The sequence below is a fragment of the Streptomyces sp. NPDC051051 genome (assembly GCF_040682975.1).
In the GTDB taxonomy this organism is placed as follows: domain Bacteria; phylum Actinomycetota; class Actinomycetes; order Streptomycetales; family Streptomycetaceae; genus Streptomyces.
The window spans coordinates 1-13157 of record NZ_JBFBCB010000030.1; the positions used below are offsets into that span (position 1 = coordinate 1).

Annotated in this window: 10 protein-coding genes, 2 tRNA genes, 1 pseudogene and 1 riboswitch; of the genes and pseudogenes, 2 read left to right on the forward strand and 11 right to left on the reverse strand. The window is 72.1% G+C overall.

Going from position 1 to position 13157, the window contains the following annotated elements; all coding sequences use genetic code 11:
- Window positions 1–91 precede the first annotated feature (91 nt).
- The 4 genes from AB0N31_RS22335 to AB0N31_RS22350 all read right to left on the reverse strand — a co-directional run bounded on the left by AB0N31_RS22335 (window position 92) and on the right by AB0N31_RS22350 (window position 4058).
- Window positions 92–1036, reverse strand: a complete 945-nt coding sequence (locus tag AB0N31_RS22335; RefSeq protein WP_366060152.1) for an aldo/keto reductase — start codon at window positions 1034–1036, stop codon at window positions 92–94.
- A gap of 234 nt (window positions 1037–1270) precedes the next feature.
- Window positions 1271–2305, reverse strand: a complete 1035-nt coding sequence (locus AB0N31_RS22340; RefSeq protein ID WP_366060153.1) for a M23 family metallopeptidase — start codon at window positions 2303–2305, stop codon at window positions 1271–1273.
- 7 nt (window positions 2306–2312) lie between these two features.
- A riboswitch (cyclic di-AMP (ydaO/yuaA leader) is annotated at window positions 2313–2472 on the reverse strand.
- A gap of 306 nt (window positions 2473–2778) precedes the next feature.
- Window positions 2779–2852 (reverse strand) — tRNA-Met (locus tag AB0N31_RS22345).
- A gap of 66 nt (window positions 2853–2918) precedes the next feature.
- Window positions 2919–4058 carry a dihydrofolate reductase family protein gene (locus AB0N31_RS22350; RefSeq protein WP_366060154.1) on the reverse strand — a complete coding sequence of 380 codons (1140 nt, stop codon included), beginning with the start codon at window positions 4056–4058 and terminating at the stop codon, window positions 2919–2921.
- Window positions 4059–4218: 160 nt separating this feature from the next.
- Here AB0N31_RS22350 and AB0N31_RS22355 point away from each other — a divergent pair, with 160 nt between their 5' ends.
- Together AB0N31_RS22355 and ribA are read left to right on the forward strand one after the other, a co-directional pair.
- Entirely contained in the window at window positions 4219–4740 is a 522-nt protein-coding gene (locus AB0N31_RS22355; RefSeq protein WP_366060155.1) for a MarR family transcriptional regulator, read from the forward strand.
- Between the two features lie 139 nt (window positions 4741–4879).
- Window positions 4880–5605: a GTP cyclohydrolase II gene (gene ribA, locus AB0N31_RS22360; protein ID WP_366060156.1), complete on the forward strand. Its 726-nt coding sequence runs from the start codon at window positions 4880–4882 to the stop codon at window positions 5603–5605.
- On the opposite strand, the gene AB0N31_RS22365 is transcribed toward ribA, so the two are convergent.
- The 7 genes and pseudogenes from AB0N31_RS22365 to AB0N31_RS22395 form a co-directional block, all read right to left on the reverse strand.
- The gene (locus tag AB0N31_RS22365; protein WP_366060157.1) at window positions 5520–6230 is read right to left on the reverse strand and encodes an NUDIX domain-containing protein; all 711 of its coding nucleotides are present in this window, start codon (window positions 6228–6230) and stop codon (window positions 5520–5522) included. The two genes, ribA and AB0N31_RS22365, sit on opposite strands and share 86 nt — an antisense overlap.
- A complete protein-coding gene (locus AB0N31_RS22370) occupies window positions 6227–6589 on the reverse strand; it encodes a DUF4406 domain-containing protein (protein WP_366060228.1) in 363 nt (120 codons plus the stop codon). Before AB0N31_RS22370 ends, AB0N31_RS22365 begins: the two co-directional genes overlap by 4 nt.
- Before the next feature lie 77 nt (window positions 6590–6666).
- The gene (locus AB0N31_RS22375; RefSeq protein WP_366060158.1) at window positions 6667–7455 is read right to left on the reverse strand and encodes a DeoR/GlpR family DNA-binding transcription regulator; all 789 of its coding nucleotides are present in this window, start codon (window positions 7453–7455) and stop codon (window positions 6667–6669) included.
- Window positions 7456–7657: 202 nt separating this feature from the next.
- Window positions 7658–7733, reverse strand: a tRNA-Lys gene (locus AB0N31_RS22380).
- An 89-nt stretch (window positions 7734–7822) separates the two neighbouring features.
- Window positions 7823–9355, reverse strand: a complete 1533-nt coding sequence (locus AB0N31_RS22385) for an amino acid permease (protein WP_366060159.1) — start codon at window positions 9353–9355, stop codon at window positions 7823–7825.
- A gap of 82 nt (window positions 9356–9437) precedes the next feature.
- Window positions 9438–12278 (reverse strand): VCBS repeat-containing protein, encoded by a 2841-nt coding sequence (locus AB0N31_RS22390; RefSeq protein ID WP_366060160.1) that lies wholly within the window; start codon window positions 12276–12278, stop codon window positions 9438–9440.
- Between the two features lie 429 nt (window positions 12279–12707).
- Window positions 12708–13157: pseudogene (locus AB0N31_RS22395) on the reverse strand (RNA helicase); the annotation flags it as partial.

A 13157-nucleotide genomic window follows, 5' to 3' on the forward strand; every position in this document is an offset into this window, starting at 1 on the left:
CCCCGATACTGGTTGTATCGGGGCGATCCCGACAACGCGGCGAGCGTGCGTGCCAGGCGTCGCCGGGCAGACGGGACTTTCGAAACACGCCCTAGGCGGACGCCTCCGTCAGACGGGTGATCTCCGCCTCCGTCAGCTTCAGGTCGGCCACCGCCAGCAGCGCCGGGAGCTGCTCCACCGTGCGGGCGGAAGCGATCGGGGCGGCGACGGTCGGCCGGGCGGCGAGCCAGGCCAGGGCCACCGTGGCGACCTCGGCGTCATGGGCGCGGGCGACCTCGTCCAGGGCGGTGAGCACCTTCTGCCCCCGCTCGGTCCCCAGGTGCCTGGCGGCGCCCTGGGCGCGAGCGCTGTCCACCGTCGTACCGGGGCGGTACTTGCCGGTGAGGAAGCCGGACGCCAGCGCGTAGTACGGAACGGCGGCGAGGCCGGACGCGGCGACCAGGTCCTGGAGTCCGCCCTCGTAGGTGTCGCGGGAGACCAGGTTGTAGTGCGGCTGGAGCGCCACGTAGCGGGCGAGGCCCTCGCGGTCGGAGAACTCCAGTGAGGCCCGCAGGCGTCCGGGCGAGATGTTGGAGGCGGCGATGTGCCGCACCTTGCCCGCCTTCACCAGGTCGTCGAGCGCGCCGACGATCTCCTCGACGGGCACCTCGGGCTTGTCGAAGTGGGTGTAGTAGAGGTCGATGCGGTCGGTGCCCAGGCGCCGCAGGGAGGCGTCGGCGGCGGCCTTGATGTTGGCGCCGGTCAGCCCCTGGTGGTCGGGGTGCTGGCTCACCTTGGTCGCGATCACGAGGTCGTCGCGGTTGCCGCGCGCCTTCGTCCACCTGCCGATGATGGTCTCGGACTCACCGCCGCTGTTGCCCGGGGCCCACGACGAGTACGAGTCGGCGCTGTCGACGAAGTTGCCGCCGGCGGCCGCGTAGGCGTCGAGGACGGCGAAGGAGGCCTCCTCGTCCGCGGTCCAGCCGAAGACGTTGCCGCCGAGGGCGAGCGGGAAGACCTCGAGGCCGGAGGAGCCGAGCTTGCGCAGGGACGTCATGTCCGATGACAACACCCTGGCCGGAGGCGCGCATTCCGCGCCTCCGGCCAGGGTTCACGAACATCCGGGAAACATCCGGGCGTAGACCTCACCGACCCCCGTGACACTTCCCGGAAGACCTCGGGAGACCCGGCAGGGCCCCGAGGAGACTCTCAGGGACCGGCAGGGATCCCGAGGAGACTCTCGGGGCACCCGGCGGAGTCCGGGTCGCCGGGGAGCTTCTCCGGCGGCTTCTCAGGGGTTGAGTCCCTTGTCCCGGAGCCAGGCGGCCGGGTCGATGCCGGTGCTGCTGCCGCCGGGGTGGACCTCCAGGTGGAGGTGGGCCCCGGTGACGTTGCCCGTGGCGCCGACGCGGCCGATGATGTCGCCGGTGGCGACCTTCTGGCCGACGCTGACGCCGATGGAGGACTGGTGGGCGTACCAGATCTCGGTGCCGTCCTCGAGGGTGAGCACGGTCTTGTACCCGTACGACCCGTCATAGCCGGCGGAGGTGATGGTGCCGCTGTGCACGGCCTTGATGAGCGTGCCGGTGGGGGCGGCGAAGTCGAGGCCGGTGTGGTACCCGGAGGACCAGTAGGCGCCGGCCTGACCGAAGGTCGAGGTGATGGTGTACGAGGAGGTCGGCAGCGCGTACTGCTTGGCCAGTTCGGCGAGGCGCTCGGCCTCCGCCTTCTTGGCGGCTTCCTCTGCGGCCTTCTTCTTGGCGGCCTCGGCCTTGGCCGCGGCCTCCTTCTCGGCCTTGGCGGCGGCATCGGCGGCGGCCTTGGCCGCGGCGGCCTCGGCGGCCTCCTGCGCCTTGGTCTCCATCTGGGTCTGCTGCGACTCGGCCTGCGCCATGATCCGGTTGCGCAGCGCCTCTCCGGCGTCGGCACCGCTGTCGGCGCTGTCGGCGGCGACGGCCTCGGTGCCGAAGGCGCCGAAGGTGCTGAGCGCGGGCGCCGTCTCCTCGGGGGTGTCGTCGTCCGAGATGAGGGAACCCACCGAGGGGAGGTCGGGCATGGAGATGGAGACGGGCGACTTGCCGGTGTTGGCGCTGGCCATGCCGGCGCCGCCGACGGCGGCTATGACGCCGACGCCGAGAACGGTGGAGCTGCGGGCGAGTCCGCCGCGCTGCTTGGCGACGCGGTGCTTGCCGCGCACCGGACGAACGGAGTCCGCGGTGGGGTTCCATTCCTCCCAGGGGCCCTCGTCGGTACGGTAGGTGCCGTAGCCGAAGGTCTGCTGGCCGGGCACGGCGGGGGCTTCTGGGGCAGGCCGGTTGGACGCCACGCGGGCGTGCTCCTTTCCTTCCGTCGCCTACCGGGTTAGCTGACGGGTTCGGAGCGGGAAGGTCTCCTACGCGCGTATACCGGCCGTGACTGTACGGCGGCTTCCGCGCGATTCACCCCAAGTTGGTGGTTCCCCGGTTCCCTTGCGGGATTCGACGCGTGCGCGCGGAGCCGCCTCTTGTGACGGCTGGGACGACCGCGCTGCGTTATCGAACGTTAATAGACGCGGGGGCGGGATTCCAAGCCGTTCGGCTTGATCAACAACATTCATGGCCTGGACTTTCAGCCCAGGACCGATGAAAAACGGGCGAGTTGACCGGCCGCCCGAACGGTTCAGCGGTCACCGGGGTTTTGATGGTGACTCAGATGTTATGCGCAGGGCTCCGAGGCGTTCACCGTCCGTGACGGGAAGGATCGCCCTGACGCACCGAGGGCCGGAATCCCGTGATCAGGATTCCGGCCCTCGGCCTTGAGTAGCGGGGACAGGATTTGAACCTGCGACCTCTGGGTTATGAGCCCAGCGAGCTACCGAGCTGCTCCACCCCGCGTCGGTGTGACACCAGTCTACGCCACGCGGGGGACGCTCAGAACCACGGTCGGCCCCGGAGGACCGGTCAGGGGGTCCGGCGGAGCAGATGGCCGTTGGGCGCCTTCGCCTGCTCCTCGTACTCGGGAAGGACGACGACGTCCGCGCCCGCCGCGGCCAGCAGGCCGCTCCCGTCGGCGTCGGTGACGAAGGTGTCCGGCTCCCGCCAGGCCGTCACGACCCGGCGCACGCCCGCGTCGAGGATGAGACGGGCGCACGGGGCCGGCCGGGAGGAGCGCCGGGCGCAGGGTTCCAGGCTGCTGTAGACGGTCGCGCCGGCCAGCCGGGGGTCGGCGGGGTCGATCTTGGCGAGGGCCGCCTCCTCGGCGTGGACGACGGGATCGCCCGCCTCGCGGGAGTGGCCGCGCGCCAGCTCCGTGCCGTCGGCCGCCACCACGACCGCGCCGACGCTGAACGCGGTCCGCGACGGCGGGCAGGCGACGGCCAGCTCGCAGGCGAGGGCCAGCCAGTGCCGGTCGGCGGCGGCGGGCAGCGGCCCGGTACCGGGCGCGGTGGGCTCGTACGACATGAGGACCACGTCCTCGATGCGCCGGGTCCCCACCAGCCGCAGGCGTCCGCCCTGATAGCCACCGGGGCCGAACAGCCGGGGCGCGTCCGGGTCGCCCACGAACAGGGGGGCCAGGACGAGCTGGAGTTCGTCGGCGAGGCCCTCCTGGAGGAGCTGGGTGTGGATCGTGCCGCCGCCCTCGACCATGAGGCGCCGCACGCCCCGCACGTCGTGGAGGTGTTCCAGGAGCCGGCGCCAGTCGAGGCCGGGGCCCAGCGGGACGACGTCCGCGGCAAGGCCGAGGGCACGGGCGCGGTCCGCACCGGCGTCGGTGGTGAGGAGGACCTTCTCCCCGCCGGTGTGCCAGAACTGCGCCGCCGGGTCCAGCTCGCCGGTCCCGCTGACCGTGACCTTGAGGGGGTACTCCGGTTTCCCGGCGGCCACCCGGGCGGCGCGGCGGACGGGCGAGTTGACCAGCAGGCGTGGATTGTCGGCGCGGATCGTGCCGGCCCCGACCAGGATGGCGTCGACGGAGGCCCGCACCTCGTCGACCCGGTCGAAGTCGGCCGGGCCGGACAGCAGCAGCCGGTCGGGGCCGGTGTCGTCGAGGTAGCCGTCGAGCGAGACGGCGGCGGACAGCAGGACGTACGGGTACGGCATCGGCGCGGGTCTCTCCGGGGTCGGGGTCGGTGAACGGGCGGGGACGGGGTCCGGCGGCACGGCGGGGCCCGTCTCGGGGTCGGTGGACGGCGGTGCCCGGTGCGAGGGCGGTGACCCGGACGGGCTTGGTTCAAGTTTGAAACAAAACTACACTGGCCGCATGACGACCCGCTGGCTCTCCCCCGAGGAGCAGCGCGCCTGGCGCGCGTACATCGCCGGATACCTCCTCCTGGAGGACGCGATCGACCGGCAGCTCCAGCAGGAGGCCGGCATGCCCCACGCCTACTACTCCATCCTCGCCCACCTCTCCGAGGCGCCGGAGCGGCGGCTGCGCATGACCGACCTGGCGGAGCACCTGAAGGCCACCCGCAGCAGGCTGACGTACGCCGTGACGCGGCTCGAGAAGGACGGGCTGGTGCGACGCGAGGACTGCCGGTCGGACAAGCGGGGAAGCGTCGCGGTCCTGACGGACGCGGGCATGGCGGTCCTGGAGAGCGCGGCGCCCGGTCACGTCGAGACCGTGCGCGGCCTGCTCTTCGACCGGCTCACGCCCGAGCAGGTGGGACAGCTGGAGGAGATCTTCACGCAGGTCGCGCGGGGTCTCCAGGGAGGCGGCGGCGAGGCCGCGCCCGAGGATCCGCCGTGGCGCCGGCGCTCCTCGCCCTGTTCCGGGGCGTCGTGAGCCGACGGCCCCGCCCGTGAGCCACCGCACCATTCCATTGCTTCAAATTTCAAGCATGCGGTAGGGTCACGAACAGGAGATCTGCTTCAAATCTGAAGCAGAAGCCGTGCGCACTGTCCCCCGGACCCGGAGAACCCGCATGCTCGACACCCCCGCCGCCACCCGGCGTGCCCGCGTCCGGGTACCGCTGCGCTTCCACGACGGCTACTCGGTGGACGCCGAACTCGTCACCTTCCACGGCCTCGCCGACGGCCAGGAGCACGTCGCCGTCGTCCTCGGCGACCCCGGCCCCGTCCCGCTCGTCCGGCTGCACTCCGAGTGCCTGACCGGCGACGTCCTCGGATCCGCCCGCTGCGACTGCGGCCCGCAGCTGCGCGAGGCGGTCGAGCGCATCGCCGACCGCGGCGGAATCCTGCTCTACCTGCGCCAGGAGGGCCGCGGCATCGGCCTCTACAACAAGCTCGACGCGTACGCCCTCCAGGACCAGGGCCTCGACACCTACGAGGCGAACGCCGCCCTCGGGCTGCCGGAGGACGCCCGGGACTACACCGCCGCCGCCCAGATGCTGCGCGCCCTGGGCGTCACGGAGCTGGACCTGCTGTCCAACAACCCCGACAAGGCCGAGCAGCTCCGCGGACGGGGCGTCGACGTCCGCGACCGCGTGCCCACCGGCGTCTTCACCACCCCGCACAACGTGCGCTACCTGCGGGCCAAGGTCCTGACGACCCGGCACACCCTGCCCCTGGCCGACCTGACCGAACGCACCGAGTCCACCGAACTCACGAGTCGGGACGCGACCGGCTCTCCCCCGCCGGCCGGCTCCGGCCGAACGGCCCGTCCAGCGCCGCCCATTGGAGCAGCATGATGGTCTTCGCGTCGGCGATCCCGCCGGTGCGGACCAGGGCGAGCGCCTCGGTGAAGGGCAGTTCCACGACCGTGATGTCCTCCCCCTCGGCCGCGAGGCCGGCCCGCTCCACGCCGGGCGCCGAGCCGTCGTAGGGGGCGGCGAAGAAGCTCAGGCGTTCGGTGACCGAGCCGGGGCTCATGAAGGCGTCGAAGACGTGCTCGACCTCGTGGACGGTGCGGCCGGTCTCCTCCACCGCCTCGCGGCGGACCGCCTCCCGCGGGTCGTCGCCGTCCAGCAGTCCGGCCGCGGTCTCCAGCAGCATGCCGTCGGGGTGGCCGTTGACGTACGCGGGCAGCCGGAACTGACGGGTGAGCAGGACCGTGCGCCGGTCGGGGTCGTAGAGCAGGATGGTCGCGCCGTCGCCGCGGTCGTAGGTCTCGCGCCGCTCGCGGCTCCAGTGGCCGTCACCGTGCCGGTAGTCGAAGGTGGTGCGGCGCAGCACCGACCAGTCGCAGGCGAGCACCTCGACGTCGACGACGCGCACGCGCGCGTTGCCCGTCAGGTCGCGGCCCTGGCGGTCGAGTCCGGTACGGCCGCGGGGGTCGGGGACGTCGATGCCCGGCCGGCCCGTCGGGGCGGTCATCGGGTGCCGCCGGCGGCCGGCACGTCGGCGAGGTCCGCGTAGACGTCCTTGCCGCGCGCGTGCGCCCGCTCCACCATCCGGTCCGCGCCCGGTGAGGGGCCGCCGATCCGCAGGACGGCGTCGCAGCGGTCCAGGAGTCGCTCGGCGACGGGGTGGAAGAGTTCGTCGAAGAGCGGGTCGCCGGGACCGCCGCTGCCCGCCGTCTCCAGCAGGGGCAGTGCCAGCGCCTCGCCGGTGACCGGCAGGTGCCCGGCCCGGAACAGGACGAGGGCGGTCTCGTTCATGGCCCGTACGTTCGCGGCGAGCTTCGCGGGGTCGTCGCCGGTGCCCGAACGGTACGGGCCGGCGACGAGGATCATCAGGGGCGGGTGGGACACGGGCTCACTCCTCGGCTCGGTGGGCGGACGGACGTCCTGGACCAGCGGTGGACCGGCGCTCAGACCAGCAGCGTCTCCACGCCGGCCTCGCGCAGCGCCCGGAGGGTCTCCGGGCCCGCGGGGTGGGTGTCGGGGCCGGCCGCCGCGCCGTCGGTGACGAAGGCGTGGACGGCGTCGAGCGGGGCGACCCGGTTGAAGGCGCGCACGCCCAGCTTCGTCGCGTCGGCCACCGCGACCGTGCGGTCCGCCTGGCCGAGCCCCACCCGTTTCACGGCCGCGTCGTCGAGCGAGAACTCCGACCAGCCGTGCCCGGCGTGCACCCCGCCGATGGACATGACGAACAGGTCGAAGGCGAGGGACTCCAGGGTCCGCAGTGCCAGCGGCCCCACCAGGGACCGCTCGCCGGGCCGCGAGCGGCCGCCGACGACCAGCAGTTCGACGCCGGGCCGGTCGGCCAGCCGTACCGCCGCCTGGAGACTGAGCACCGCGACCGTCAACGGCCCGCGCGCGGCGAGGTGTTCGGCCACGTGCACGGTGGTGGTCCCGGCGTCCAGCAGCACCCGCGTCCCCGGCTCCACCAGGTCGGCGACGGCCGCGCCCAGCCGGTCCTTGGTCGCGCCCTGCCACGCCTCCCGCGCGTCGAAACCGGCGCCCTCCTCGCGGGCCCGCGCGGGTACGGCCCCGCCGTGGACCCGGCGCACCAGGCCCTGTTTCTCCAGCGCGTCGAGGTCGCGGCGGACGGTCATCTCGGACACCCCGAGCCGTTGCGCGAGTTCGGCGACGGACACCTGCCCCGCGGCTCCCTGGACGAGCCGCAGGGTCAGGTCCAGACGGTCGGCGACTCCCATGAGGTCATTTCTATCATCTGAATGTGAGAACTCACATTTGTTTGTGAGATCCGGCGTTCCCGCGTCCCCGGCCCCCACCGGCACCGCCGTGGTGATCGCCGCCGGCCCGACCGGCAACGCGGCCGAGGTCGTCGTCAACGGCCGACCGGTCCCCGGGAACGCCGGAGCCCCCGCGCCGGAAGACTCCGGTGCGGGGGCTCTCTGGTAGGCCCTGTGGGACTCGAACCCACAACCAATGGATTAAAAGTCCACTGCTCTGCCAATTGAGCTAAGGGCCCAGGCGATGTTGCCTCCCCGAGCATAGCCGGAGGTGGCCGTGTCGCCGATCGGGTATCGGGACACGGCCGCGCCGTGCGGCGAAGACCGGTCACGGATCGACCGGCTCCGCCGTCATCTCCGCCGCCTCGCGGGGGACCACCTGCCCGTCGACGGGCCTGAGGAACCAGTGCCGCGCCGAGGCGAACCACCACACGGCCGCGAAGCCGAGGACGACCAGGACGGCCACCGGGGCGTAGTTGAAGGTCTCCGAGGTCACCGGGGAGACCTGGGGGAGCATGAACAGGACGGTGATGACGCCCACCCAGAGGACGGAGATCACGCCGATCGTCCGGGACCACCGGCCCAGGTGCCAGGGGCCGCGGGCGAAGTCGTCGCCCTTGCGCAGCCGCAGCAGGGTCGGGATGACGTAGGCGATGTAGAGGCCGATGACGGCGATGGAGGTGACGGCCGCGTACGCCGTGACGTTGATGAGGTAGGGCAGGCCCAGCAGCAGCGCGCCGCCGGCCGCGAGCCAGACCGCCGCCACGGGGGTCCGGGTGCGCGGGCTGACGGTGCGCCAGAGCCGCGAGAAGGGCAGGGCCCCGTCGCGGGAGAAAGCGTAGATCATGCGGCTGTTGGCGGTGACGGAGGCCATCCCGCAGAACAGCTGCGCGCCGATCACGACGAGGAGCAGCAGTTTGCCCGCCGTGGCGCCGAGTGCGTCGAGGAGGATCTGGGCGGGCGGGGCGCCGGTCGGGGAGCCGAGGGCGCCGTCGTAGGACTGGATGGCGAAGGTGAAGCCGAGGAGCAGGACGAAACCCGCTATCCACGAGGTCCAGATGGACCGCACGATGCCCCGGGGGCCCGCGGTCGACGCGTCGTGGGTCTCCTCGGTCATGTGGGCGGAGGCGTCGTATCCGGTGAAGGTGTACTGGGCCATCAGCAGGCCGAGGGCGACGACGTAGACGCCGCTGCCCCAGCCGGTGTTGTTGACGAACTCGCCGAAGACGAAGGACGCCGACCGGTGGTCGTCCGGTACGAGGGTCAGCGCGCCGACGATCACGGCCACACCGAGGACGTGCCACCACACGCTCACGCTGTTGAGGAGCGCGACGATCCGCACCCCGAAGGTGTTGAGCAGGCCGTGCAGCACGAGGATCCCCGCGAACAGCAGGATCGTCCGGCCGGGCGTGACCTCGAAGTCGAACTGGAGATTGAGCCAGGCGCCGAGGAAGGACGCGGCGCCGAAGTCGATGCCGGCCGTCACGGCGACCTGGCCGAGCACGTTGAACCAGCCCGTGAACCAGGCCCAGGCGGCCGCGCTGCGGGGCGGCGCCAGCCGGTGGGCCCAGAAGTACAGGCCGGCCGAGGTGGGGTAGGCCGAGCAGATCTCGGCCATCGACAGCCCGACGAACAGGGTCATCAGGCCGACCGCGACCCAGCCCCAGGTGATCACGGCGGGGCCGCCGGTGTTCATGCCGAACAGGTACAGCGTCAGGCAGCCCGACAGGACCGAGATGATCGTGAAGGAGACCGCGTAGTTGGAGAACGCCGACATCCGGCGCGCGAGGACCTGCGTGTATCCGAGCTGGGCCAGCCGTTCCTCGTCCGAGAGGCCGGCCGCCGTGCCGTCATCTGTCATGTCCCCAGCAATTCCCTCACCGGGGGCGTGACACACGTCACAACTTGGCCAGAAAGAACCCCTGCGGGTTCCGGAAGGCCCGTCAGAAGAGGCCCTTGTAGCCCTGCCAGCCGGTGGCGGTCCTCACCCGTGCGGAGAAGGTGCCCTTGCCGGTCCCGGGCATCCGCCACAGCACGCCCGCGGTGTCCCGTGCCACCAGGTCGGCCTTCCCGTCCCCGGTGACGTCGCCCACGCCGACGAGCGCGTTGTAGGAGGCACCCCAGCCGGCGTACAGCTTCACGCGCCCCGAGAACGTCCCCTTGCCCGTCCCGTAGTACCGGTACAGGTTGTTCGCCTTGTCCTGCGCGAGGAGGTCCCCGGCGCCGTCCCCGTTCAGGTCGCCGGCCCCGACGACCTTCTTGTACGTCTTCCAGTTGTCGTACAGCTTCACCGGCGCGGCCAGCCGTCCCGCGCTCGTGCCCTTGTAGAGGTACACGACGCCGGTGGCGGCCTTGCGGGCGATCAGGTCGGGGCGGCCGTCACCGCTGACGTCCCCGGGAGCGGTGAGGACGTCGAAGGTGTTCCAGCCGGCGGTCGCGACGGTCGTGTACGGGGTGGACGGCGCGAGGACCGCGTTACAGGCCGGCTTGTACAGGCGTGCCGCCCCGCTGCTCAGTCGGACGAGGACGTCGTTGCAGCGGTCCCCGCTCAGGTCGCCCGTCGACAGGGCCCTGATGCCCGTCGGCCATCCCTTGCCGCCCGCGTTCGCGGTGAACGTGCCCCTGCCCGTGCCCTGCTGAACAGTGAGGGTGCCGGTGGAGCTGAGCGTGAGCAGGTCGCCGGTGCCGTCCGGCAGGCCGGGGCCCGCGTGGTCGTGGAACACCGCCGCGCCGCGCACCACCCGTACCGTGCCCCGTACCTGCAACGGAGAGCCCACACCGTCCGCGGGCACGACCGAGAGCGTCCAGTCGTACGACCCGTTGGGCAGCGGTGATCCGGTCGAATGACCGCCGCTCCACGGGACGGTCAACTCGCCGCGCACGGCGCCACCGTCCGTGCCGCCGACGGCCTTGCCCGTCGCCTTGCTGCGCACGGACAGGTTCCAGCTTGCGGCCGGTTTCGACAGCAGCAGGGTGGTGAGGGCTGTCGTGGAGGGGGCGAGTTCCGTCGCGCTGCGCGCCGGCTCCAGCAGACGCAGCGGCTGCTGCGGTACGCCGGACGGCACGAGATGCACGCGCTCCTCGCCGTCGACGAAGGCGGCGTTCGCCCCTGACTCGTCCACCGTCCAGCGCACGTCCCGCTGCGACACCCCGGTGTCCGGCAGGTCGCCGATGACCCGGCTCTCGGCGGTCCCGTCGGCCACGGTCGTCAGCGTCAACTTTCCGGCCCGCTCGTCGTGCGTGACGACGTACCCGTCGCCGAGTTCGGCCTCGTCCGGCGGGACGGGCACGGACTTCCGCGTCGTGCGGTCGTAGACCCCGGCCGTGTCGCCGCAGTTCCAGTACAGCCAGCGGCCCATCGCCTGGAGTTCGGCGGGCGCGCAGCCGGCGTCGGTGGTGAACGTCCCGGTGGTCCTCTTCGCGGTCAGGTCGTACGCTCTGACGCTGCCGGGGGCCGTCCCGGCGGTCCACAGGACATCACCGGAGAGCGCGGCCGCACCGGGCGTGCGGGTGACGACCGGGCCGGCCGCGTCGCCGATCCGGTAGACGTCCTGCCGAGTGGGCGCCGTGTGGAGCACATACCGGCCCGACACGTCGGTGATCTCTCCGCCCGTGGCCAGACCCGTGCGCTCCCAGAGGCCGTTCACACCGGGCCCGTGGACCCTGATCCGGTCGCTTCCCTCGTCGTGTTCGAGCCAGGCGATACGGCCGTCGGCCGTCCCGCGGACCTGGGCGCAGGCGACGTCGGTGGCGGCGCAGGCGGCCATCCGGACATCGGTGGTGAAGTAGCTGCGCGCACCGAAGGTGGGGGTGCCGGACGGGGCGACGGTCCGTGTCCAGTCGGCACGTATGCCGTAGTGAACGTCCATGCCGACGAGCCGTCCCTGCTCCAGGGACAGGCCCTGGATCTTCAGCGGCGGCTTGGGCAGCGGCTTGGCCAGCGTCACGACCGGCGGGCCGCCGTCGGCGTCCGGAGTGATCCGGTGGATGCCCGCCACGCCGTCGGGGGGCGAGCCGATCTTCACTGCGGTACCGGCGGGCCCGACCGCGGTCGCGTACTGCGAGGTGCGCAGCAGGGTCACCCGCTTGCCGTCGACGAGGGACTGCGCGGTGGTCGAGTAGGTCCCGCTGATCAGCCAGTCACCGACGACGGCAAGCTCGCGTGTGACGTTCGGTACGTCACTGACGCCCTGAAGCCGGACCTCGACAGGGCCCGCCGACAGGTCGCGGGGGAACACGAGGACCGTGGCCTTGTCGCTCGCGGCGACGACGACACGGCCACCGCCCAGGACCACCTTGCTGTAGGAGAGGGGGATCGGGCCGCTCCAGCCGCGCACCTCACCTGTCGCGCGGTCCACGGCGGCCACCCCCGGCTGCCCGTCCACGGAGGCGCGGAAGTAAACCATCCCGGCGTCCGCGCCGGCGGGCTGCCCGAGCACCAGCCGGGCCGGACCTCCGGTGACGGTGACGTCCCCGGTGGTTCCCTCCGGTCCCGGCGTCAGCAGATGCATGATCCGGGTGGTCGTGCCGTCTTCGGCGGTCTCGTTCCGGTGAGCCACCGTCAAGTGGTCGTAGGACGTGACGTACCCGAGTCCGTCCGGGATGCGCAGGGTACGGGTGCTGCCGTCGCTCGCGTCCCAGAAGTCGACACTGCCGTCGGCGTGCTTGTACGCCAGGACGTCGGTACTGCTCGGCATCGCGGTCGTCCCGGGCGGAGACGCCGGCACCCGCGCCGACTCACCGTCCGCGTACCGCGTCCACAGCAGGCCACTGACGCCTTCCATCGTGTGGAAGACCCCTTGCGCGCCTGCCGAGTCGTGACCGGAAGTGGACGACGAGGACCAGAACAGCGCAGACAGTCCGTCATCCCGCAACGTCGCCGGAACCACCGTCCCCTGCGGCACGTCCGCCGCCGCGGTCGAGGCCGGGAGCAGCGGGCCGAGACCAGCAGCGAGTACGGCGGACGCGGCCATAAGACGCAGACGTACGAAGCCATGACGCGGCAAGAAGTTTCCCTCCCCGGGAAGGAGACGGTCCGGACACTCTCAGCGTCCACGGCCCCCCGGCCTTCACATCCGTCTCACAAGTCGTCTGACCTTACAGCCGCCGAATAGCCCCGTAGTAAGGGTTTTCCGAACGTGCGCGTACGGAAAACGCCGTGGCCCCCACCGAAGGATCGGGGGGCCACGGCGTTCGTGTCACCTCAGCTGAGGTCAGCCGTTGCGCTTCCAGCGCGGCTTGTCGTCGCGGCGCCCGAAGGAACCGCCGGTGCCGGTGCCACGGTGGTCGTCACGGCGGGCGGCCGGACGCTCGTGACCGCCGGCTCGGAAGCCGGTGCCGGGACGGTCGTCGCGGCGGTCGCGGTTGAACGGACGGTCGCTGCCCCGGTGCCCGCCGCGGTCGTCGCGGCGGAAGCCACCGCGGTCGTCGCGGCGCTCGAAGGAACGCCCACCACGGTCGTCACGGTCACGGTTGAAGCCACCGCGGTCGGTGCCACGGTCACCACGGTCGGAGCGGTCGTCACGGTTGAACGGGGGACGGCCGCCACGGTCGTCACGACGCTCGAACGGACGCCCACCGCGGTCGTCACGGTTGAAGGCGGGACGGCCGCCACGGTCGTCACGGTCCCGGTTGAAGCCACCCCGGTCGTCACGACGCTCGAA

Excerpts from the sequence above, each read along its gene's own strand:
- AB0N31_RS22335 (WP_366060152.1), bottom strand. The coding sequence starts at position 1,036 with ATGACGTCCCTGCGCAAGCTCGGCTCCTCCGGCCTCGAGGTCTTCCCG.
- AB0N31_RS22350 (WP_366060154.1), bottom strand. The coding sequence starts at position 4,058 with ATGCCGTACCCGTACGTCCTGCTGTCCGCCGCCGTCTCGCTCGACGGC.
- AB0N31_RS22355 (WP_366060155.1), top strand. The coding sequence starts at position 4,219 with ATGACGACCCGCTGGCTCTCCCCCGAGGAGCAGCGCGCCTGGCGCGCG.
- ribA (WP_366060156.1), top strand. The coding sequence starts at position 4,880 with ATGCTCGACACCCCCGCCGCCACCCGGCGTGCCCGCGTCCGGGTACCG.
- AB0N31_RS22365 (WP_366060157.1), bottom strand. The coding sequence starts at position 6,230 with ATGACCGCCCCGACGGGCCGGCCGGGCATCGACGTCCCCGACCCCCGC.
- AB0N31_RS22370 (WP_366060228.1), bottom strand. The coding sequence starts at position 6,589 with ATGATCCTCGTCGCCGGCCCGTACCGTTCGGGCACCGGCGACGACCCC.
- AB0N31_RS22375 (WP_366060158.1), bottom strand. The coding sequence starts at position 7,455 with ATGGGAGTCGCCGACCGTCTGGACCTGACCCTGCGGCTCGTCCAGGGA.
- AB0N31_RS22385 (WP_366060159.1), bottom strand. The coding sequence starts at position 9,355 with ATGACAGATGACGGCACGGCGGCCGGCCTCTCGGACGAGGAACGGCTG.
- AB0N31_RS22390 (WP_366060160.1), bottom strand. The coding sequence starts at position 12,278 with ATGGAAGGCGTCAGTGGCCTGCTGTGGACGCGGTACGCGGACGGTGAG.